Here is a 21,254-nt window from a genome sequence, read left to right as displayed (position 1 = left end):
GAATCCCCACAAAGGCACCGGATATGGTTGCGGGCATGACTCAGGCGCAACCACGGATCAACAAGGCTGTCATTCCCGCAGCAGGCCTCGGCACCCGGTTCCTGCCGGCCACCAAAGCCACTCCCAAGGAGATGCTGCCGGTCGTGGACAAGCCCGCGATCCAGTACGTGGTCGAGGAGGCCGTCTCGGCCGGTCTCGACGACGTCCTCATGATCACAGGTCGCAACAAGCGCCCCCTTGAGGACCACTTCGACCGCAACTATGAGCTCGAGTCGGCTCTGGAGAAGAAGGGCGACGCCGAGCGGCTCGCCAAGGTCCAGGAGTCGAGCGACCTCGCGACCATGCACTACGTGCGCCAGGGCGACCCCAGGGGACTGGGTCACGCCGTCCTGTGCGCGGCTCCCCATGTCGGCGACGAGCCCTTCGCGGTGCTCCTCGGTGACGACCTGATCGACCCGCGCGACCCGCTCCTCAAGCGCATGATCGAGGTGCAGGAGCAGCACGGCGGCAGCGTGATCGCGCTCATGGAGGTGGCGCCCGAGCAGATCCACCTCTACGGCTGCGCGGCCGTCGAGACCACCGAGGACAGCGACGTCGTCAAGGTGAGCGACCTGGTCGAGAAGCCGGACGCGGCCGACGCCCCGTCCAACTACGCCATCATCGGCCGCTACGTCCTCGACCCGGGCATCTTCGACATACTGCGCAAGACGGAGCCCGGCCGCGGCGGCGAGATCCAGATCACCGACGCCCTCCAGCAGCTCGCCGCCGACGAGAAGGTCGGCGGCCCGGTGCACGGCGTCGTCTTCAAGGGCCGCCGCTATGACACCGGCGACCGCGGCGACTACCTGCGTGCCATTGTCAGACTCGCGTGCGAACGTGAAGACCTGGGCCCGGAGTTCCGGACCTGGCTTCGCAGTTACGTCACCGAGGAGATGTAGCCACGTGAGCACCGCCGCGCCCCGCGCCACCGGCCAGGACCACCTGTGGTCGGTGGACGAACACCTGGAGGACATCCTCGACACCGTCCGCCCCCTCGAACCCATCGAGCTGCAACTGCTCGACGCCCAGGGCTGCCTCCTGGTCGACGACGTCACGGTGCCGGTGTCCCTGCCGCCGTTCGACAACAGCTCCATGGACGGGTACGCGGTACGGGTCGCGGATGTCGCGGGCGCGAGCGAGGAGTTCCCGGCGGTCCTGGAGGTCGTCGGGGACGTCGCGGCGGGCCAGGCCGAGCTGCGGACCGTGGGCCCCGGCCAGGCCGCCCGCATCATGACCGGCGCCCCGCTGCCGCCCGGCGCCGAGACCGTGGTGCCCGTGGAGTGGACCGACGGCGGCCTCGGAGAGGGCCCCGTCACCGGCATGCGGGCCCGCAGCCTCGGCCCCGAGGGCGCCTCCGGGCAGGTGCGCGTGCACCGGCCGGCCGAGGCACGCGCGCACGTACGCGCGAAGGGCAGCGACGTCAAGGCCGGTGATCGCGCCCTGGAAGCGGGCACCGTCCTCGGCCCGCCGCAGATCGCGCTGCTCGCCGCGATCGGCCGCGGCACGGTACGCGTACGCCCCCGCCCGCGCGTGGTGGTGCTTTCCACCGGCAGCGAACTCGTCCAGCCCGGCGAGGAACTGGGCCGCGGCCAGATCTACGACTCCAACAGCTTCGCCCTCACCGCGGCCGCCCGCGACGCCGGCGCCATCGCCTACCGGGTGGGCGCCGTCGCCGACGACGCCGAGACCCTGCGCACCACCATCGAGGACCAGCTCGTGCGCGCCGACCTGATGGTCACCACGGGCGGCGTCAGCGTCGGGGCGTACGACGTCGTCAAGGAGGCCCTGTCGCACGTCGGCGACCAGGACGTGCCGGGCAGCGGCATCGAGTTCCGCAAGATCGCCATGCAGCCCGGCAAGCCCCAGGGCTTCGGCTCCATCGGCCCCGACCACACCCCCCTGCTGGCCCTCCCCGGCAACCCGGTGTCGTCGTACGTCTCCTTCGAGCTGTTCGTCCGCCCCGCGATCCGCACCCTCATGGGGCTGACGGACGTCCACCGTCCGCGCACCCGCGCCACCCTGACCGCCGACGAGCCGCTGACCTCGCCGAAGGGACGCAGGCAGTTCCTGCGCGGCAGCTACGCCGACGGCCGGGTGACGCCGGTCGGCGGGGCCGGATCCCATCTGGTCGCCGCCCTGGCGCACGCCGACGCGCTGATCGTCGTACCGGAGGACGTGGAGAGCGTCGAGCCCGGTGCCGAGGTCGAGGTGGTCCTGCTCGGCTGAGCGCCCCAGGTTGGCGGTACCGTGTCGCGCACAACAGGCCCGCGCGCCGCACCGCGACGGGCCCGGACCAGGAGCGCCACACCATGACCGTGCCTTCCCGGGGGGAGACCCCCGGATCCCCCGCACAGGACCGACTGACGCACCTCGACGACGCGGGCGCCGCCCGCATGGTCGACGTGTCCGGCAAGGACGTCACCGCCCGCACCGCACGCGCGAGCGGACGCGTCCTCGTCTCGCCCCGCGTGATCGAGCTGCTGCGCGGCGCAGGGGTCCCCAAGGGCGACGCCCTCGCCACCGCGCGGATCGCCGGGATCATGGGCGCCAAGCGCACCCCGGATCTGATCCCGCTGTGCCACCCGTTGTCGGTGTCGGGTGTGACACTGGATCTGTCGGTAGCGGACGACGCCGTGCAGATCCTGGCCACGGTGAAGACGACGGACCGCACGGGCGTCGAGATGGAGGCTCTCACCGCAGTCTCCGTCGCCGCGCTCACCGTGATCGACATGGTCAAGGCGGTCGACAAGGGAGCGGTCATCACGGACGTACGGGTGGAGGAGAAGACGGGCGGCAAGTCGGGCGACTGGAGCCGGGCATGACTCTCGACGCGGCGCTCGGCGGCGCGCTGGTCGCGCCGTACAGCGCGCTGGTGATCACCGCATCCAACCGGGCCGCCGCCGGGGTCTACGAGGACAAGGGCGGCCCGCTGATCGCCGACGGCCTCAAGGGCTTCGGCTTCACCGTCGACGGCCCGCAGGTCGTCCCGGACGGCGACCCCGTCCAGGCCGCGCTGCGGGCGGGGGTGGAGGCCGGGTACGACGTCATCGTCACCACGGGCGGCACCGGCATCTCACCCACCGACCGCACCCCCGAGGCCACGCGCGCGGTGCTCGACCGCGAGGTGCCGGGCATCGCGGAGGCGATCCGCGCTCACGGCCGGGACAAGGTGCCCACCGCGGTGCTCTCCCGGGGCCTGGCCGGAGTGGCGGACCGGACACTGATCGTCAACCTGCCGGGTTCCACCGGCGGCGTGCGGGACGGCCTGGCCGTTCTGGAGCCCCTGCTGATCCACGCCGTCGACCAGATCCGCGGCGGTGACCACCCCAGACCCAGCAGTGGGGGTGCGAGCTGAACAGCCCATCCTGGCCCGTCCAACTGGTGGAGGGCGATGTCGTCCTCCGGCCGATAAAGCTGCGCGACCAGCGGGCCTGGCGTGAGGTCAACCGGCGCAACCGGGACTGGCTGCGCCCCTGGGAGGCGACCATTCCGCCGCCCGCGCCCGGCGGGCCGATCGCGCACCGGCCGACGTACCGCCAGATGGTCCGTCATCTGCGGTCCGAGGCGAATGCGGGCCGGATGCTGCCGTTCGTCATCGAGTACCAGGGGCGGCTGGTCGGGCAGTTGACGGTCGCCGGGATCACCTGGGGCTCGATGTGCTCGGGGCACGTCGGTTACTGGGTGGACGAGGCGGTGGCCGGCCGGGGTGTGATGCCGACGGCCGTGGCACTGGCCGTCGACCACTGTTTCCGCACCGTCGGCCTGCACCGCATCGAGGTCTGCATTCGCCCCGAGAACGGGCCCAGCCGTCGCGTGGTGGAGAAACTCGGATTCCGCGAGGAGGGCCTCAGGCCCCGTTATCTCCACATCGACGGCGCCTGGCGCGACCATCTCGTGTTCGCGCTCACGGCGGAAGAAGTCCCCGAGGGACTGCTGGCCCGCTGGCGCCGGACCCGGACGCGGAACACCTCGCAGAACGCCCCCGGGAATCCCGCGTAACCCGAAATTGAATACGTGTTCGAAAATGATCGGTTCCTGACCGGTCCGGGCCATTGAATTCGCGGGCACGTCAGCCTGCTGATCGCATCGGTCCCAAAAAAAGCTCGAAATATCAGCCAGATCGTGCGACACACCGGCTCAATTGGCAGATGGCCTCACGCAAACCCCTCTACCGTGTGAGGCGTGAGCAGCAGCGGCCTCATCTACGCAGTCATTGTCGGGGCCTGGGCCGCCTACTTGGTGCCGATGTGGCTCCGTAGGCAGGACGAGCTGAACGAGGCCCGTCCGACGGAACGCTTCAGCACAGCCATCCGGTTGCTGTCCGGACGGGCGGGCATGGAGCGCCGGTACGCCAAGGACCTGCGGGCGCGCTCCGCCGACGAGGGGGAGCCCGAAATCGACGCCCCGGACGCCGTCACCGACTCGGTGGACGTCCGGGCCTTCGCCGTGCCTCCGACGCGCCCTCAGGTGAGCGGTGCCATGGAGGCGGCGTCGGGAACCGGGCAGGCGTCCGAGGCCCGCAGCACCGTCCCCGCCCCGGCACGGCCGGACGCGTCCGCGTCCCCGCGCAAGCCGATCCCCCCGGCCCGTCGCGCCCCCGGCGCGGAGGCGGCCGCAGCGCGCGCCCAGCGCTCGAAGGTGCTCGCGCGCCGTAGGCGCACCACCATCATGCTCTTCCTCGCCTTCACGCTCGGCGCGATCGTCGCGGCCGTCGGCGGGCTCGCGTTCCTCTGGGCGCCCGGCGTGCCCGCCGTGCTGCTCAGCGGGTACATCGCCTATCTGCGCACCCAGGAGCGCCGCCGGTTCGCCTACCAGATGGACCGGCGCCGGGCCGAGGCCGCGGCCCAGCGGCTCCGCGAGCGGGCGCGCCAGCCGCGCCGGCACCCGACGGCCGAGGCCGAGGCCGACGAACCGGAGGAAGGACCCGAGCCGGAGACCGACCCCGGGATGTCGGCGCTGGCCGCGGACCGGCGGGCGCTGGTGGAGCAGACCGATCACGCCGAGTGGGTCGATCAGCAGCGCGAGCGGCAGCGGCGGCCCGGGCACGGGGAGAGCTGGGAGCCCGTGCCGGTGCCGTTGCCGACGTATGTGACGGCGCCGGTCGCGCCGCGGGCGACGCCGGATGTGGATCTCGGGGCGCTGGACGCGTGGAGTTCGGCACGGTCGAGTCCGGTGACGCGGGACCAGGACGCGGTCGCGGGCTCGCGGGAGCAGGGCTCCGGGGCGCCCGCATCCGCGTCGTCCGCCTCCGATGCGAAGGCGGCGGACACGGGGGACACCCGAGAGGCGGACGGCGAGGGGCGCGGGGACGCGCGGCGCCGGGCGGCTTCGGCACGGCGGGCGCGGGAGCGGGGGCGTACGCCGCTGTTCGACCAGTACGAGGACGGGGAGCGGCCGCGGGCGGCCAACGAGTAGGCGGCCGGGCCCCGGCCCCGCGTCCAGCGGGAACGGATTTCCAAGCACACCGATCGGGATGCTAAAGTTTCACTCGTTGCAAGGGCCTGTGGCGCAGTCCGGTAGCGCACCTCGTTCGCATCGAGGGGGCCAGGGGTTCAAATCCCCTCAGGTCCACGCAGCATAGAGCCCCGCCGGGATTCCGGCGGGGCTCTAGTGCGTTGTGGGGCAGGCGACGTCGTGCTGCGGGCCAGGTGACCGCCCCTCAAGTGGCCCCCGTCACAGGGCCTTCGCGTAGCAGCGGCTGGACTCGTAGAAGCGGTAGTAGCCGAACTTGGTACACGGCTCATAGCCGCTGGAGGTGTAGAGGGCGATGGCCTCCGGCTGGCGGGTGCCGGTTTCCAGGACCATGCGGATACGGCCGGCGGCGCGGGCATCGTCCTCCAGGGCGGCGAGCATGCGCCGGGCGAGACCGCGGCCGCGCAGCTCCTTGATCACATACATCCGCTTCAGCTCGGCGTCGCCGTCCTCGTTGCCCTCGTCGTTCTCGTCCTGGCTGCGCCAGCCGCCGGTGGCCACAGGGCGGTCGGCCTCGTCGTAGGCGATCAGATACACGCCGTTCGGCGGCCGGAAGTCCGACGGGTCGAGGGGGGTGGCGTCGCCGCCGTCGCCGTAACGCTCGTGGTACTCGGCCTGGACCTCGTCGTTGAGCTTCACGGCGTCGGGGTGGTCGAAGGGGACGCGGCGTATATGCATGCTGGGGATCGTACACCTATGCAGAATGCGGAATCCGGACTTTGTCCAGTGTGCCGGTAGGGTGCCCCAGTGCTCACTGTGACCACTGTGAATGTGAACGGACTGCGGGCCGCCGCGAAGAAGGGCTTTGTGGAGTGGCTCGCCGGTACGCAAGCCGATGTGCTCTGCCTGCAGGAGGTGCGTGCCGAGCCGCAGCAGCTGCCCGAGCATGTGCGTGCGCCGGAGGGCTGGCATGTGGTGCACGCGCCGGCGGCCGCCAAGGGGCGTGCGGGCGTCTCCCTGTACACCCGGCGTGCGCCGGACGCCGTGCGGGTCGGGTTCGGGTCCGCCGAGTTCGACGGCAGTGGGCGCTACGTCGAGGCCGACCTGCCCGGTGTGACGGTCGCCTCCCTCTATCTCCCGTCCGGCGAGGTCGGCACCGAGCGGCAGGACGAGAAGGTCCGCTTCATGGACGAGTTCCTCGCCTACCTCAAGGGCCTGCGGGAGCGGGCCGCCGCCGACGGGCGTGAGGTGCTCGTCTGCGGCGACTGGAACATCGCCCACCAGCAGGCCGACCTGAAGAACTGGCGCGGCAACACCAAGAACTCCGGCTTCCTGCCGGAGGAACGGGAGTGGCTCACGCAGGTGTTCGATCCGGCCGGAGGCGGTTACGTCGATGTCGTACGGGCGCTACATCCGGACATCGATGGGCCGTATACGTGGTGGTCATATCGGGGGCGCGCTTTCGACAACGATTCAGGGTGGCGCATTGATCTTGCGGTGGCGACCGCTGGGCTCGCGGCACGGGCCGTCAAGGCAGTCGTGGAGCGAGCGGCAAGCCACCAGGAGCGGTGGTCGGACCATGCCCCGGTATCGGTGGTCTTCGAGATGTGACGCGGGCCGAGCGAGGTGATCGGGAAATCGCATGCCTCGCTCGGCCGGCCTGCCGGAACTCAGCTGTTCTGGCGCGCTCCGATGCGTTCATCGAGCGTGAAGGTCAAGCGTGAGGTGTCCGGCCCGGCAAGCCGGGCGGGGCCACCGCCGCAGCGACCCTTGGCGACGATGACACGGACACCGCTGTCGAGGAGAAGCTCTCGGGAAACGGCGGTGTCCGTCGCTGTGGCCGCGCGGTAACGGTCGACCGTATACGCCTCGAGCCAGTCGGACCGCATCCCGGCCGGGGCAGGGCACACTTCAGCCCGCGCGGTCGCGCGGCACATGTAGTCGCCGTACGGATAGCCCTTACGGGCTGCGAAGTACATGCGTCCATAGCAGCCCGAGCAATGTGCGACGCCGGTGAGCAGCGCAGTCGTCCGACTCCTCGGTTGACGAGTGCCGTTGGAACGTGCGTCAAGGGCGTGTTGCAGGGCCTGGAACTCCTCGTCGGACAGCAGCGGCTGTCCGATCAGTACCGGGGCACCGGTTGCGTCGCGAACCGTCTTTCCTCCATGAGTCCGGTGCCCCATCAGTGACGGGCTGCGCAGCACTTTGGACAGCGTGCCTGAGGTCCACTGGAATCGTTCGAAGTCACGTCCGTGGCGAAGGCCACCTGTCGGACGCCCCTGGCGTTGGGCATGACAGTCGCGGGGCACCAGGACATCTGAGTCGTTCAGTTCGCGGGCGATGGTGATCAGCGACTGTCCCGCGTGTACGTGCTCCACGATCATGCGGACGACTGCGGCGGTCTCGGGATCAGGAGTCAGGCACCACCCGCTGCCCGAGGGGTGGGGTGCCTTCTGGTAGCCGAAGGGAATCAGCCCACCGCCGTAGCGACCGGTTGCGCGCAGCGCTTCGTGACTGCTGCTGAGCCGGGCGGAGATGGTGCGGGCTTCCCGCTCGGCGTCGTGAGCGAGGTCCATACACCGCCGGATGGTCGAGCCGTCCGCCTGCGGTGTCACGACGAGCGGGTGATCGTCCTCCGGCATGCCGAACACGAGTGTCCGGGTGTGCTCTCGCCCCCATGCGATCAACTCGGCCATGTGCGCCACGGAGCGAACGGCGCGATCGACATGTGACCAAATGACGACTTCGTACTCATGCGGCTGACGCAGCCAAGAGGACAGGGAGGGCCTCTCGAACGGGGACGTCTGGCGGGCCGAGACCCCGAGGTCCGACGCCTCCGCGATCAGGGTGAAGCCGAGCTTCTCGGCTGAGAGTTGGATGACGGAACGCTGTCGGCTCGGTGAAGTGGTCACGCTGGTGACGCAACTGAGGCGCAAGGCGGCAAGGGCCCTCGGCCGTCGCTCGCCGGAAGTCCAGCGGGAGGGAGTGCACAGGGCTGGTCGGTGACTACGCTTGGGCACGTCGACGCTCCTAGTCAGAGTCGGCCATACCCCGGGGCTGCTGGAACAGCCGCCGGGGCCTTTTCGATCTCACTCTCGGAGCGCGAACGTCATTCCGGGCGTCGAAGTCGGGAAGGTACCTCGATCGTGTGAACCTTCAGGATTTGCAAAGCGCTTGAGCTACTGCTGCTTGCGCATCCTCCGGTCCAGTGCCAGTGACAGCTCCGCCTCCACCACGCTGCGGGCCAGGGGGCGCAGGCGGGGCAGGTCCTCCTCCGAGGCGTGGCGCAGGACCAGGTCGGCGAAGAGGTCGGCCAGGGCGTCGGCGTGGGAGCGGACCTCCTTGCCGGCCCGGAGTACCTCCGCGAGCGGGATGCCCTCCCGTACCAGTGCCGACGACACGTCCAGCAGGCGGCGGCTGATGTGGACGATCTCGTCGCCGTCCGTGCCGAGGTAGCCCAGCTCCAGCGCGGCGGCGAGGTTCTCGGGGGTCGCCTGGCCCGCGAACCGGTCGGCGAGTTCCTCGGGGGTGAGGCGGACCGGCTCCTCCTCGGTGGGGGCGCCGACGCCGAGCAGGTCGGCGACGTCCCGGCCGTGGTCGAAGGCCTCGGCGAGTTCCGCTATGCCGTTCAACGTGTGGCCGCGTTCCAGCAGCGCCGCGATCGTGCGCAGGCGGGCCAGGTGGTGGTCGTCGTACCAGGCGATACGGCCCTCGCGGCGGGGTGGCGGGATCAGCTTGCGTTCGCGGTAGAAGCGCAGGGTGCGCACCGTGATGCCGGCCAGCCGGGCCAGCTCCTCCATGCGGTACTCACGCTTTACTGCCACGTCCGAACCCTAAGTCGTACCGCCGGTAACTTTCCTCGTACCGCCCCCTACCCATCAGTACACAGCTCCTCTACTCTCCCGATTGCGCCAGTGTTCACTGGCGGAGTTGAAGGGAGGGCGTCGGTATGGCCGAGCACGAGCATGTACGGGTGGCGGTGGTCGGGTCGGGGTTCGGCGGGCTCGGGGCGGCCGTGCGGCTGCGCCGCGAGGGGATCACCGACTTCGTCGTCCTGGAACGGGCCGACAGCGTCGGCGGCACCTGGCGGGACAACAGCTACCCGGGGTGCGCGTGTGACGTGCCGTCGCATCTGTACTCCTTCTCCTTCGCACCCAACCCCGACTGGCCGCGCACCTTCTCCGGGCAGGAGCACATCCGCGCCTACCTGGAACGCGTCACGGACGTCTTCCGGCTGCGCCCCCACATCCGCTTCAACTCGGAGGTGAAGCGGATGACCTGGGACGCCGCCGAGCTGAGGTGGGAGATCGAGACCGCCTCCGGCACCCTCACCGCCGACCTCGTCGTCTCCGCCACCGGGCCGCTGTCCGACCCGAAGATCCCCGACATCCCGGGGCTCGACACCTTCCCCGGCGCGGTGTTCCACTCGGCCCGCTGGGACCACGACTACGACCTGCGCGGCAAGCGGGTCGCCATGGTCGGCACGGGCGCCTCCGCGATCCAGATCGTGCCCGCCATCCAGCCCTCCGTGTCGAAACTCGTCCTCTTCCAGCGCACCCCGCCCTGGGTCCTGCCCCGCGTCGACCGCGCCATAAGCGACGCCGAGCGCCGACTGCACCGCGCCCTTCCGCTGACGACCCGGCTGCGGCGCGGACTGCTGTGGGGCATCCGGGAGTTGCAGGTCCAGGCCTTCACCAAGCACCCGGGTGAGCTGGGCTTCGTCGAGCAGCTGGCCAAGCGCAACATGGCCCGCGCCATCAAGGACCCCGCCCTGCGCGCCAAGCTCACCCCCGACTACCGCATCGGCTGCAAGCGGATCCTGCTGTCCAGCGACTACTATCCGGCGCTCGCCCAGCCCAACGTGGACGTCGTCGCCGGCGGCCTCAGCGAGATCCGCGGCTCGACGGTCATCGCCGCCGACGGCACCGAGACCGAGGTCGACGCGATCGTCTTCGGCACCGGCTTCCACGTCACCGACATGCCGATCGCCGAGCGGGTGGTGGGCGCGGACGGGCGCACGCTCGCCGAGACCTGGAAGGACGGGATGGAGGCCCTGCGCGGGGCGTCCGCCGCCGGGTTCCCGAACTGGGTGACGATCATTGGGCCCAACACCGGCCTCGGCAACTCGTCCATGATCCTGATGATCGAGTCCCAGCTGAACTACATGGCCGACTACGTACGGCAGTTGGAGGTGCTCGGCGGGCGCGTGGCCCTCGACGCACGCCCCTCCGCCGTCCGCGCCTGGAACCACAGGGTGCAGGAGCGGATGAAGCGCACGGTGTGGAACACCGGTGGCTGCAACAGTTGGTATCTGGATGCCAACGGGCGCAACACGACCATCTGGCCCGGTACGACGGGCGAGTTCCGGCGCGCGACACGGCGGGTGGATCTGGGGGAGTACGAGGTGCTGCGCCCGTCCGCGGGAAGCCCGTCCGCGGCACGAGTCACCGACGAGGCTCAGGAGGCCACCGTATGAGCCGCGTCCTGCACGTCTCGTCCGGCCCTTACGCCCCACCCGTCCCCGCCCGCGAACTGACCGTCACCTCCGCCGACGGCGCACGCCTGCACGTCGAGGTGCACGGCCCCGAGCGCGCGCCCGCCGTGGTCCTGGTGCACGGCTGGACCTGCTCCACCGCCTTCTGGGCCGCGCAGATCCGTGCCCTCGCGCCCGATCACCGCGTCATCGCCTACGACCAGCGCGGCCACGGACGCAGCCCCGCGAGCCGCGTGTGCAGTACGGAGGCCCTCGCCGACGACCTGGAAGCCGTACTGGCCGCGACGCTCGCGCCCGGGGAGCGGGCGGTGATCGCCGGACACTCCATGGGCGGTATGACGGTGATGGCGGCGGCCGAACGGGAACGCTTCCGGGCGCACGCGGCGGCCGTCCTGCTGTGCAGCACGGGCAGTTCGCGGCTGGTCGCCGAGTCGACCGTCGTACCGATCAGGGCGGGCAGGCTGCGGACCTGGCTGACCCGGCACATCCTCGGCTCCCGCGCGCCCCTCGGCCCGGTCACGCCCCTGGCGCGCCGGATCCTCAAGTACGCCACCATGGGCGCCGGTTCCGCCCCGCACATGGTGGAGGCGTGCGCGCGGATCGTGCACGCCTGCCCGCGCACCGTGCGCCACACCTGGTCGCACGTGCTGAGTCTCCTCGATCTCGACCACGGCGTACGGCAGTTGCAGGCGCCCACGGAGGTCGTCGTCGGCGCGCAGGACCGGCTCACGCCCCCGATGCACGCCCGTGCGCTGGTCGCCGCGCTGCCGCACTGCGTCGGGCTCACCGAGCTGCCCGGGCTCGGCCACATGACACCGGTGGAGGCTCCCGAGCTGGTCACCGGGAAGATACGCGAACTCGTCACCACTTACGCGCCGGAGGAACCGGTCAAGGAGGGCGCATGAGCAGGGTCAGCCTGGAGGGACAGGTCGCGGTCGTCACCGGGGCCGCGCGGGGCGTCGGGGAGCTGCTCGCCCGCAAACTGTCGGCGCGCGGCGCCAAGGTGGCGCTGGTCGGGCTGGAGCCGGACGAGCTCAAGCAGGTCTCCGCGCGGCTGCACAGCGAGAGCGGCCACTGGTACGCCGACGTCACCGACCACGCCGCCATGGCGAAGGTGGCCCAGGAGGTCAAGGAGCGGTTCGGCAAGGTCGACATCGTCGTCGCCAACGCGGGCGTCGCGACCGGCGGGCCCTTCGTGGACTCGGACATCGAGGCCTGGCGGCGGGTCATCGAGGTCAATCTCATCGGCTCCGCGGTGACCGCCCGCGCCTTCCTGCCGGTGCTCACCGAGAGCCGGGGCTATCTGCTCCAGGTCGCCTCCCTCGCCGCGATCACACCGGCGCCGATGATGACCGCGTACTGCGCGTCCAAGTCGGGCGTGGAGGCGTACGCGCACAGTCTGCGCGCCGAGGTCGGCCACCAGGGCGTGAAGGTCGGCGTCGCGTATCTGTCGTGGACCGACACCGACATGGTGCGCGGGGCCGATCAGGATGACGTCATGCGGGAGTTGAGGCAGCGGCTGCCGTGGCCGGCCAACAAGACGTATCCGCTGGGCCCGGCGGTGGACCGGATCGTGGCCGGGATCGAGCGTCGGTCGAGCCATGTGTACGGGCAGTGGTGGCTGCGCGGAATGCAGGGCGTGCGCGGATACTTGCCCGGGCTCATCGGGACCGTGGGGCAGCGCGAGATGCGGCGATTCGCGCCCCGGCTGCGGGGGATGCGGGCGGGGCTTGTGGGCGCGGGTGGCGCGGCCGACGAGCAGCACCGCACTACGGTCCGTAACTGATCGACATGCGCAGGGTTATCGCCCGTGTGAATCTGGTCGTGCCAGATCCCCTCACCCCCACGGGAGTGAACCCACATGGGCATGAAGGACCAGTTCCAGGACAAGTCCGAGCGTCTGCAGGAGCAGGCCAAGCAGAAGGCCGGTGAGGCCAAGGAGCGTGGCCAGCAGCGTGGCCGCCAGCAGCGCGAGGACGAGGAGATGGAGCGTCAGCGGCGCGAGGAGCAGGACCGGTTCGAGCAGGACTACGACGCGTAACGCGTAGTCGGCTTCGCCCGTGACGCAGGGTGCCCTTCTCTTGGAGGGTGCCCTGCGTTCATGTTTCTCATGGTCAAAAATCCTCAAGCCCTCGGTGGGAGCTTCGGCCTCGACCTGTCCGGGACGTGGCTGTAGTCCGGCGGCGTTGCCGCGGGCTCTGTCTCCAGGAGTTTCAGGGCCAGTTGGACCGCGTCGTCGAGTTGGGCGTAGCGGCCCTCTGCCCAGTCGAGGGGGGTGCGCAGGGCCTCCACGTCGGGGGAGACGCCGTGGTTCTCGACGGACCAGCCGTACGCGTCGAACCAGGCCGCGTTCATCGGTACGGTGATGATCGTGCCGTCGCCCAGGCGGTGGCGGCCCGTCATGCCGACGACGCCGCCCCAGGTGCGCTGGCCGACCACGGGGCCCAGTTTGAGGAGTTTGAAGGCGGCCGTGATCATGTCGCCGTCGGAGGACGTGGCTTCGTCCGCCAGCGCCACCACCGGGCCGCGCGGCGCGTTCGAGGTGTACGACACCGGCTGGGCGTTGCGCGTGAGGTCCCAGCCCAGGATCGTGCGGGTCAGCTTCTCGATGACCAGTTCGCTGATGTGGCCGCCCGCGTTGCCGCGCACGTCCACGATCAGTGCGGGCCGGGACACCTCCATGCGCAGGTCGCGGTTGAACTGGGCCCAGCCGGAGCCGCCCATGTCGGGGATGTGCAGATAGCCGCAGCGGCCGCCGCTCAACTCCCGTACCACCGCCCTGCGTTTGGCCACCCAGTCCTGGTAGCGCAGCGGACGTTCGTCGACGAGCGGGACGACGGCGACCCGCCGGGAGCGGCCCTCCCCTTCGGCCGGGGTGAACGTCAGCTCCACCGTCGTACCGCCCGCGCCCGCGAGGAGTGGGTAGGGGCCGGTCACCGGGTCGACCGGGCGGCCGTCCACGTGGGTCAGGATCGCGCCCTCGCGGATGCCCGAACCGGCCAGCGGAGAGCGGGCCTTGGAGTCGGAGGACTCGCCGGGGAGGATGCGCTTGACCATCCACCCGCCCTCGCGGTGGACGAAGTTGGCGCCGAGCAGGCCCTGCCTGCGCTGGTAGTGGGCCGGGCCCTCGTTGCGGCGGGCGGCGGAGACGTAGGCGTGGGAGGTGCCCAGTTCGCCCAGCACCTCGCGCAGCAGGTCGGCGAACTCGTCCGGCGAGGCGACCCGGTCGACCAGCGGCCGGTACTGGTCGAGCACCGCGTCCCAGTCGATCCCGCACATCCCCGGCTCCCAGAAGTAGGCGCGGATGAGCCGCCCGGCCTCCTCGTACGCCTGCCGCCACTCGGCGCCCGGGTCGACCTCGTGCATGATGCGGCGTACGTCGATCCAGGTCGTCGTGTCGCTGTCGCCGGGCTCGGTGGCGGGCACCGCGCGCAGCTCACCTTCGTCGAGCAGGACCAGCCGCGTGCCGTCGCCGCTGACCGCGAACCAGTCGAGGCGGGCGACCAGTTCGGACTTCTTCGCCTTGGCGAGGTTGAAGTGCTCCAGGGTCGGCCGTTCGCTCGGGTCGTCCGGGTTGGCGAACGTCTCGCCCAGTGCGCCCGAGATCGGCCACCGCAGCCAGACCAGCCCACCGCCCGCGACCGGGAACAGCCCCGAGTACTTGGATGCCGGGACCGGGAAGGGCGTGACCCGGCTCTCCAGGCCCTCGACCTCGACGGTCACCGCAGCGCCCTCGCCCGACTCCTCCTCGTCCAGCGGGTCGAGGCCGCCGGCGGCCGGGCGGCCCTCCGGGTTCAGCGCGAAGGGGGAGGGGGTCGCCGACGACAACGGCACCAGGTGCGGGCGGCAGCCCAGCGGGAAGGACAGGTCGCCGGTGTGGACGTCGTAGACCGGGTCGAAGCCGCGCCAGGAGAGGAAGGCGAGATAGCGGCCGTCGCTGGTGAAGACCGGGTTCTCGTCCTCGAATCGGCCGTTGGTGACGTCGACGATGAAACGGTCCTTGATCCGGGCCAGTTTGATCTGCCGCAGCGACCGGCCGATGCCCGGGTGGGACCAGGCCAGCCAGGAACCGTCCGGCGAGAAGGCGAGGTCCCGCACCGGCCCGTTGATCGACCGGATCAGCTCGGTCACCTCGCCGTTCGACTCCTCCGTGGCGTCGATCAGCAGCAACCGCCCGTCGTGCGCGGCGATGGCGAGCCGCTCGCCCTCCGGGTCGGAGACCATCTCCAGCACCCGGCCCAGCTCCCCGCGGGCCAGCCGTCGCGGCTCGCGGTCGCCGGTGGCGCGCGGCAGATAGGCGAACTCGATGGCGTCCTCGCCCTCCGCGTCCGTCACATACGCGAGCCGACCGCCCGAGCCGAGCATCTCCGGCAGCCGGACCCGTACGCCCGGAGTGTCGGTGATGGTGCGGGCGGGACCGTCGCGATGCGTGAGCCAGTACAGACTCCCGCGGACGACGACCGCGCTCGCCCGCCCGGTCTCGTCGACCGAGATGCCGTTCACGTGGTGGGCGGCGGGCACCTGGTAGGTACGGCGTCCCGCGCGCGGACCGCTCAGGCGCACATCGAGACGGCGGGGCGCGGAGTCCGCGGCGAGGTCGTCGACGAGCCACAGGTCCCCGGCGCACTGGTACACCACCCGCGTGCCGTCGCTGGCGGCGTGCCGGGCGTAGAAGGCGTCGTGGTCGGTGTGCCGGCGCAGGTCGGAGCCGTCGTAGGCGCAGGAGTAGAGGTTGCCGACGCCCTCGTGGTCGGAGAGGAAGGCGATCCGCCCGCCGACGAACATCGGCGAGTCCAGATGGCCGTCGAGGTCGGCGAGCAGGCGCTTGCCGTGCAGCCAGAGGCGGCCCATGGCGCCGCCGCGGTACCGCTTCCAGGAGGCCGGTTCGTGGGGCGGGGTGCCGGTGAGGAGGAGGGTGCAGTGGCCGTCCTCGATGTCGGCGACCTGGATGTCCGCGACCGGGCCCCAGGGCAGTTTGCGGCCCGGGTCGCCGTCCGGGGAGATCTTGTAGGCCCACGTGTAGTGCGAGAACGGCTCGCCGTGCGAGGCGACGGCGAGGATGTCGCCGTCCGGGGTCCAGCCGCACACCTGGGTGTCCGAGCTGCCCCAGTACGTGAGGCGGCGGCCGGTGCCGCCCTCCACCGGCACCAGGTACACCTCCGGGTCGAGGCTGCGCCAGCTCGTGTACGCGATCCGGCGGCCGTCGGGGGAGAAGCGCGGGTGGCCGACCTTGGTGCGGTCGACAGTGAGCCGCCAGGCGCGGCCCGGGCCGTCGAGAGGAGCGAGCCAGAGGTCGTCCTCGGCGACGAAGCACAGCAGGTCACCGCTGAGGTGGGGCAGACGCAGATAGGTCACCATCCCATGCTTCGCCCGGGGGACGGACCGGAGCAAGTCGTGCAAAACGCTGCTTGGGAATGCCTGGTGGGCGGCACGTGACCCGGGACACGTACGAAACGGTTTCGTTTCGCGCGAGCCCTGCGCTACATTCGTCGTGTACGAGACCGTGTCGTACGGAGAGTCGTACGGAGACGGACGACGAGCGAGCAGGAAGGGTGAGTCGCGTGGCTGAGGTCGCAACGGCGCGTCGCAGTCGAATCACACCCGAGCGTGAGGCCGAGTTGTACGAGGCCGTGCTCGACCTGCTCCGGGAAGTCGGCTACGACGCCCTCACCATGGACGCCGTGGCCGCCCGTACCAAGTCCAGCAAGGCCACGCTCTACCGCCAGTGGGGCGGCAAGGCCGAGCTGGTGGCCAGGGCGATCCGGCACAACAAGCCGGGCAACATCGCCGACGTCGACACCGGGTCCCTGCGGGGCGACTTCCACGCCCTGATGGCCCACGAGGACGACTGCACCATGGAGCAGAACGCCGCGCTGATGCGGGCTCTGGCCATGGCGGCGCACACCAACCCGGACCTCATGAGGGCGTTCAAGGAACTTCTCGTGGAGCCGGAGACGCAGGAGCTGCGCAAGCTGATCCAGCGGGCGGTCGACCGGGGCGAGGTCCGGGCGGACAACCCGGCGCTGAACTACGTCGTGCACATGATGCTCGGCGCGTTCGCGACCCGTGCGCTGATCGACGATCTGCCGCCGACGAGGGCCTTCCTCACCTCGTACATCGACGCCGTGGTCCTCCCCGCCCTCGGCGTGCCCACCACCTGAGATCCCCACTCGCAGTCCCGAGTACCTGACGTCACCGCTCACGTCGTCGGGCTGATCACCCCTGCCCTGAATACCCCACGACCTGACCGGGAGTACGCCCTCGTGGCCACGTTCCTCTACAAACTCGGCCGGCTCGCCTTCCGGCGACGGCATTTCGTCGCCCTGATCTGGGTGGCGCTGCTGACCCTCGCCGGTGTCGGCGCGGCCAGCGCGCCCGCCCCCGGCACCACGTCCTTCTCGATCCCCGGCACCGAGGCCCAGAAGGCCTTCGATCTGCTGGAGGAACGATTCCCCGGTATGAGCGCCGACGGAGCGACCGCCCGTGTCGTCTTCAAGGCGCCGGCCGGCGAGAAGATGACCGACGGCGACAACAAGTCGACCGTCGAGAAGACCGTCCAGGAGCTGTCCGACGGTTCCGAGGTCGCCTCCGTCGCCGACCCGTACGCCGCGAAGGCCGTCAGCAGGGACGGCACGGTCGCGTACGCGCAGGTCAAGTACGAGGTCTCCGGCATGGAGCTGGCGGACTCGTCCCGGGAGGCACTGGAGGAGGCCGCGCAGGAGGCGCGGGACTCCGGGCTGACCGTGGAGGTCGGCGGTGACGCGCTCCAGGCGACGCCGGAGACCGGCACCACGGAGATCATCGGCATCGCGGTGGCCGCGGTCGTCCTCGTCATCACCTTCGGCTCGCTGCTCGCGGCGGGACTTCCGCTGCTGACGGCCATCATCGGCGTCGGCATCGGCGTCGCGTCGATCACGGCCCTGGCCAGCACCCTGGACCTGGGCTCGACGACCTCCACCCTGGCCACGATGATCGGCCTCGCGGTCGGCATCGACTACGCGCTGTTCATCGTCTCCCGCTACCGGGCGGAACTGGCCGAGGGCCGGGAGCGCGAGGACGCGGCAGGCCGGGCGGTCGGCACGGCGGGCTCGGCGGTGGTCTTCGCGGGCCTGACGGTCGTGATCGCGCTGGTCGGCCTGTCGGTCGTGAACATCCCGATGCTGACGAAGATGGGCATCGCGGCGGCGGGCACGGTGGCCATCGCGGTCCTGATCGCGCTGACGATGATTCCGGCGCTGCTCGGTTACGCGGGCCGGAAGGTGCGCCCGGCGGGCGAGAAGAGCAAGCTGCTCGGCGGCAACCGGTCCAAGGCTGCGGACAAGCCGAACATGGGCACGCGCTGGGCGAGCTTTGTGGTACGCCGTCCGGTCGCCGTCCTCCTGCTGGGCGTGCTCGGCCTCGGCGCGGCGGCCGTCCCGGCGGCGTCGCTCGAACTGGGGCTGCCCGACGACGGCTCCCAGCCGACGTCGACGACGCAGCGACAGGCGTACGACCTGCTCTCGGAGGGCTTCGGCCCCGGCTTCAACGGCCCGCTGATGGTCGTGGTCGACGCCAAGTCGAGCGACGACGCCCAGGCCGCCTTCGGTGAGGTCGCCGACGAGATCAAGGGCCTCGACAACGTCGTGACGGTGACGCCGCCGGTGCCCAACAAGGCCGGCGACACGGCGACGATCACCGTGATCCCCGACTCCAAGCCGTCGTCGGTGACGACCGAGGACCTGGTGCACTCCATCCGGGACACCGGAGCACAGGTCAAGGCCGACACGGACGCGGAGGTGCTGGTCACCGGCGCGACGGCGATGAACATCGACGTGTCGGAGAAGCTGAACGACGCGCTGATCCCGTATCTGATCCTGGTGGTCGGCCTGGCGTTCCTGCTCCTGATCGTGGTCTTCCGCTCCATCCTGGTCCCGCTGAAGGCGGCCCTCGGCTTCCTGCTGAGCGTGATGGCGGCGCTGGGCGCGGTGGTCGCGGTCTTCCAGTGGGGCTGGCTCGCAGGCCTCATGGGCGTCGAGGAGACCGGCCCGGTGATGTCCATGATGCCGATCTTCATGGTCGGCGTGGTCTTCGGCCTGGCGATGGACTACGAGGTGTTCCTCGTGACGCGGATGCGGGAGGCGTACGTCCATGGGGAGCGGCCCAGCCAGGCGGTGGTGACGGGCTTCCGGCACGGCGCGCGGGTCGTCACGGCCGCGGCGGTCATCATGATGGCGGTCTTCGCGGGCTTCATCGGCTCCAGCGAGTCGATGGTCAAGATGATCGGCTTCGGCCTCGCGATCGCGGTCTTCTTCGACGCGTTCGTCGTCCGCATGGCCATCGTCCCCGCGGTCCTGGCGCTGCTCGGCAAGAAGGCCTGGTGGCTCCCGAAGTGGCTGGACCGCGCGCTGCCCAACGTCGATGTGGAGGGCGAGGGCCTGCGCACGGAGACGGACCGCGGCCAGGAGGACCGGGAGCTGGTACGCGTCTGACGCGACGGCTCCCTTGAGACAGCCGGTGAGGGCACCGTGGGGACGGGGCTTGCCCTCACCGGCTTCTTCCGGTGAATCCAGTGGGTTCCGCAGACTGGCGTCAGGTGCCGTAGACCACCAGTTCTCCGTTGTCGATCGTGTAGATGATGCGGTGATCGCCGACGCGGAGTCGGCGCCGGTCCGGTGTCACCCGTTCGATCACTTTCTGTGACTGTCAGGAGTTACCCGATCTGGCCGTTGGTGTCATCTCTTCGTTGACCTGGCGCATCGCCGAACAGCAGCTTTCCTTCGCGGGGGAGCGTGAGGGGCGCATTCGGTCGATACCCGAACACCTCTGTGCGCCCACCGAATCAATTACTCACAGTGATTGATGTCCTGGTAGGCCTGTGCACGCAACGTAACCGTCCCACAGGAAGAGGTGTGAGATGTCGGTCGAGACGAGTGCGCCCCCGGCGCAGACCGAGGAGGAGCGGCAGAGCCTCGGTACCGAGGCGGCCAGGAATCTGGCGACCACGACGAAGTCCGAGCCGCAGATGCAGGGCATCAGCTCGCGCTGGCTGACCCGGATGCTGCCGTGGGTGAACGTGCCGGGCGCGACCTACCGGGTCAACCGCCGCCTCGCCTACACGCTCGGCGACGGACGGGTGTCGTTCGTGAAGACCGGCGCGAAGGTCCAGGTCGTGCCGGAGGAGTTGGGCGAGCTGCCGCCACTGCGCGGCTTCACGGACGGCGACGCGCTCGGCGCGCTCGCGGAGAAGTTCGTGCAGAAGGAGTTCGAGCCCGGCCAGGTCATCGTGGCGGAGGGCCGGAAGGCGGACCACGTCTACCTGGTCGCGCACGGCAAGGTGGAGCGGATCGGCGAGGGCCCGTACGGCGACGAGGTGGTCCTCGGTCTGATGGCCGACGGCGACGCCTTCGGCGGCCATGTCCTCGCCGACCCGGGCAAGAAGTGGGAGTTCACGGCGCGTGCGGCCACGCCCACCACGGTGCTCGCGCTGCCGCTGACGGCGTACAAGGCGGTCGCCGACCGGCACGAGAAGCTGCGGGAGCATGTGCGGCTGATCAGCTCCAACGGTCACAAGAAGCTGAACAAATCCGGCGAGGCGGAGATCAGTCTGAGCTCGGGTCACGTCGGCGAGGCGCCCCTGCCGCAGACCTTCGCCGACTACGAACTCCACCCCCGTGAGTACGAGTTGAGCGTGGCGCAGACCGTGCTGCGGGTGCACAGCCGGGTCGCCGACCTCTACAACGAGCCGATGAACCAGACGCAGCAGCAGTTGCGCCTGACGATCGAGGCGCTGCGCGAGCGGCAGGAGCACGAGCTGGTCAACAACAGGGACTTCGGCATGCTCCACAACGCCGACTTCGACCAGCGGATCTCCACGTTCTCCGGGCCGCCGTCCCCGGACGACCTCGACGAGCTGCTGAGCATGCGCCGCAAGACCCGCTGCATGTTCGCCCATCCCAAGGCGATCGCCGCGTTCGGCCGCGAGTGCAACAAGCGGGGCATCTACTTCGGCGGCGTGGAAGTGCACGGCAACATGCTGCCCGCGTGGCGCGGGGTGCCGCTGCTGCCGTGCAGCAAGATCCCGGTCAGCAAGCAGGGCACCTCGTCGATCATCGCGATGCGTACCGGCGAGGACGACCAGGGCGTGATCGGCCTCTACCAGACGGGGATCCCGGACGAGGTCGAGCCCGGGCTGAACGTACGGTTCATGGGCATCAGCGAGAAGGCGATCATCTCCTACCTGGTCAGCACCTACTACTCGGCGGCGGTGCTGGTGCCGGACGCGCTCGGCATCCTGGAGAACGTCCAGGTCACCCGCACGAACGGGAGCTGA

18 protein-coding genes, 1 tRNA gene and 1 pseudogene are annotated in these 21,254 nt (G+C 70.4%); 15 read left to right on the top strand and 5 right to left on the bottom strand.

The window, feature by feature from the left end; translation table 11 throughout:
• Window positions 1–35: 35 nt before the first annotated feature.
• From galU to SSP24_RS24855, 7 genes are all read left to right on the top strand, one after another.
• Window positions 36–938 (top strand): UTP--glucose-1-phosphate uridylyltransferase GalU, encoded by a 903-nt coding sequence (galU, locus tag SSP24_RS24885; RefSeq protein ID WP_141311918.1) that lies wholly within the window; start codon window positions 36–38, stop codon window positions 936–938.
• A gap of 4 nt (window positions 939–942) precedes the next feature.
• Window positions 943–2,265 carry a molybdotransferase-like divisome protein Glp gene (glp, locus tag SSP24_RS24880; protein WP_141311917.1) on the top strand — a complete coding sequence of 441 codons (1,323 nt, stop codon included), beginning with the start codon at window positions 943–945 and terminating at the stop codon, window positions 2,263–2,265.
• Window positions 2,266–2,348: 83 nt separating this feature from the next.
• Window positions 2,349–2,861 (top strand): cyclic pyranopterin monophosphate synthase MoaC, encoded by a 513-nt coding sequence (moaC, locus tag SSP24_RS24875; protein WP_141311916.1) that lies wholly within the window; start codon window positions 2,349–2,351, stop codon window positions 2,859–2,861.
• Complete coding sequence (locus SSP24_RS24870; protein ID WP_141311915.1) at window positions 2,858–3,394, top strand: MogA/MoaB family molybdenum cofactor biosynthesis protein; 537 nt, start codon at window positions 2,858–2,860, stop codon at window positions 3,392–3,394. Before moaC ends, SSP24_RS24870 begins: the two co-directional genes overlap by 4 nt.
• A 26-nt stretch (window positions 3,395–3,420) precedes the next feature.
• On the top strand, window positions 3,421–4,038 hold the full coding sequence (locus tag SSP24_RS24865) for a GNAT family N-acetyltransferase (protein ID WP_229864929.1): 618 nt from the start codon (window positions 3,421–3,423) through the stop codon (window positions 4,036–4,038).
• 183 nt (window positions 4,039–4,221) lie between these two features.
• Window positions 4,222–5,454 carry a divisome protein SepX/GlpR gene (sepX, locus tag SSP24_RS24860; protein ID WP_141311913.1) on the top strand — a complete coding sequence of 411 codons (1,233 nt, stop codon included), beginning with the start codon at window positions 4,222–4,224 and terminating at the stop codon, window positions 5,452–5,454.
• Between the two features lie 82 nt (window positions 5,455–5,536).
• A tRNA-Ala gene (locus tag SSP24_RS24855) sits at window positions 5,537–5,610 on the top strand.
• 102 nt (window positions 5,611–5,712) lie between these two features.
• Here the strand turns inward: SSP24_RS24855 and SSP24_RS24850 are convergent.
• Window positions 5,713–6,189: a GNAT family N-acetyltransferase gene (locus SSP24_RS24850; protein WP_141311912.1), complete on the bottom strand. Its 477-nt coding sequence runs from the start codon at window positions 6,187–6,189 to the stop codon at window positions 5,713–5,715.
• A gap of 69 nt (window positions 6,190–6,258) precedes the next feature.
• On the opposite strand from SSP24_RS24850, the gene SSP24_RS24845 reads away from it, so the two are divergent.
• Complete coding sequence (locus SSP24_RS24845; RefSeq protein WP_141311911.1) at window positions 6,259–7,062, top strand: exodeoxyribonuclease III; 804 nt, start codon at window positions 6,259–6,261, stop codon at window positions 7,060–7,062.
• Between the two features lie 59 nt (window positions 7,063–7,121).
• Here SSP24_RS24845 and SSP24_RS24840 read toward each other — a convergent pair whose 3' ends face one another.
• Both SSP24_RS24840 and SSP24_RS24835 read right to left on the bottom strand, forming a co-directional pair.
• Entirely contained in the window at window positions 7,122–8,363 is a 1,242-nt protein-coding gene (locus SSP24_RS24840; RefSeq protein WP_167529691.1) for a recombinase family protein, read from the bottom strand.
• Between the two features lie 267 nt (window positions 8,364–8,630).
• A complete protein-coding gene (locus SSP24_RS24835) occupies window positions 8,631–9,275 on the bottom strand; it encodes a MerR family transcriptional regulator (RefSeq protein ID WP_141311909.1) in 645 nt (214 codons plus the stop codon).
• A 125-nt stretch (window positions 9,276–9,400) separates the two neighbouring features.
• Between SSP24_RS24835 and SSP24_RS24830 the strand changes: the two genes are divergently transcribed.
• From SSP24_RS24830 to SSP24_RS24815, 4 genes are all read left to right on the top strand, one after another.
• A complete protein-coding gene (locus tag SSP24_RS24830) occupies window positions 9,401–10,927 on the top strand; it encodes a flavin-containing monooxygenase (RefSeq protein ID WP_141311908.1) in 1,527 nt (508 codons plus the stop codon).
• Window positions 10,924–11,850, top strand: coding sequence for an alpha/beta fold hydrolase (locus SSP24_RS24825; RefSeq protein ID WP_141311907.1), 927 nt, complete (start codon window positions 10,924–10,926; stop codon window positions 11,848–11,850). Before SSP24_RS24830 ends, SSP24_RS24825 begins: the two co-directional genes overlap by 4 nt.
• Window positions 11,847–12,731 carry an SDR family oxidoreductase gene (locus tag SSP24_RS24820; RefSeq protein WP_141311906.1) on the top strand — a complete coding sequence of 295 codons (885 nt, stop codon included), beginning with the start codon at window positions 11,847–11,849 and terminating at the stop codon, window positions 12,729–12,731. Before SSP24_RS24825 ends, SSP24_RS24820 begins: the two co-directional genes overlap by 4 nt.
• A 75-nt stretch (window positions 12,732–12,806) precedes the next feature.
• A complete protein-coding gene (locus tag SSP24_RS24815; RefSeq protein ID WP_141311905.1) occupies window positions 12,807–12,986 on the top strand; it encodes a hypothetical protein in 180 nt (59 codons plus the stop codon).
• Between the two features lie 83 nt (window positions 12,987–13,069).
• Here the strand turns inward: SSP24_RS24815 and SSP24_RS24810 are convergent, their stop codons facing one another.
• A complete protein-coding gene (locus tag SSP24_RS24810; RefSeq protein ID WP_141311966.1) occupies window positions 13,070–16,300 on the bottom strand; it encodes a S41 family peptidase in 3,231 nt (1,076 codons plus the stop codon).
• A gap of 206 nt (window positions 16,301–16,506) precedes the next feature.
• Between SSP24_RS24810 and SSP24_RS24805 the strand changes: the two genes are divergently transcribed.
• A complete protein-coding gene (locus SSP24_RS24805) occupies window positions 16,507–17,106 on the top strand; it encodes a TetR/AcrR family transcriptional regulator (RefSeq protein ID WP_141311904.1) in 600 nt (199 codons plus the stop codon).
• 102 nt (window positions 17,107–17,208) lie between these two features.
• Entirely contained in the window at window positions 17,209–19,413 is a 2,205-nt protein-coding gene (locus SSP24_RS24800; RefSeq protein ID WP_141311903.1) for an MMPL family transporter, read from the top strand.
• A gap of 100 nt (window positions 19,414–19,513) precedes the next feature.
• Here the strand turns inward: SSP24_RS24800 and SSP24_RS24795 are convergent.
• A pseudogene (locus SSP24_RS24795) lies at window positions 19,514–19,597 on the bottom strand (type II toxin-antitoxin system RelE family toxin); the annotation flags it as partial.
• Between the two features lie 241 nt (window positions 19,598–19,838).
• Here SSP24_RS24795 and SSP24_RS24790 point away from each other — a divergent pair.
• On the top strand, window positions 19,839–21,254 hold the full coding sequence (locus SSP24_RS24790; protein ID WP_141311902.1) for a family 2B encapsulin nanocompartment shell protein: 1,416 nt from the start codon (window positions 19,839–19,841) through the stop codon (window positions 21,252–21,254).

The organism is Streptomyces spinoverrucosus (genome assembly GCF_006539505.1).
GTDB lineage: Bacteria > Actinomycetota > Actinomycetes > Streptomycetales > Streptomycetaceae > Streptomyces > Streptomyces spinoverrucosus.
The sequence above is the reverse complement of the archived record's forward strand: the minus strand, read 5'-3'. Positions and strand labels throughout refer to the sequence as shown.

Bases quoted from the DNA above. Each gene is read 5' to 3' on its own strand.
- galU (WP_141311918.1), top strand. From the start codon at position 36: ATGACTCAGGCGCAACCACGGATCAACAAGGCTGTCATTCCCGCAGCA.
- moaC (WP_141311916.1), top strand. From the start codon at position 2,349: ATGACCGTGCCTTCCCGGGGGGAGACCCCCGGATCCCCCGCACAGGAC.
- SSP24_RS24870 (WP_141311915.1), top strand. From the start codon at position 2,858: ATGACTCTCGACGCGGCGCTCGGCGGCGCGCTGGTCGCGCCGTACAGC.
- SSP24_RS24850 (WP_141311912.1), bottom strand. From the start codon at position 6,189: ATGCATATACGCCGCGTCCCCTTCGACCACCCCGACGCCGTGAAGCTC.
- SSP24_RS24830 (WP_141311908.1), top strand. From the start codon at position 9,401: ATGGCCGAGCACGAGCATGTACGGGTGGCGGTGGTCGGGTCGGGGTTC.
- SSP24_RS24825 (WP_141311907.1), top strand. From the start codon at position 10,924: ATGAGCCGCGTCCTGCACGTCTCGTCCGGCCCTTACGCCCCACCCGTC.
- SSP24_RS24820 (WP_141311906.1), top strand. From the start codon at position 11,847: ATGAGCAGGGTCAGCCTGGAGGGACAGGTCGCGGTCGTCACCGGGGCC.
- SSP24_RS24815 (WP_141311905.1), top strand. From the start codon at position 12,807: ATGGGCATGAAGGACCAGTTCCAGGACAAGTCCGAGCGTCTGCAGGAG.
- SSP24_RS24790 (WP_141311902.1), top strand. From the start codon at position 19,839: ATGTCGGTCGAGACGAGTGCGCCCCCGGCGCAGACCGAGGAGGAGCGG.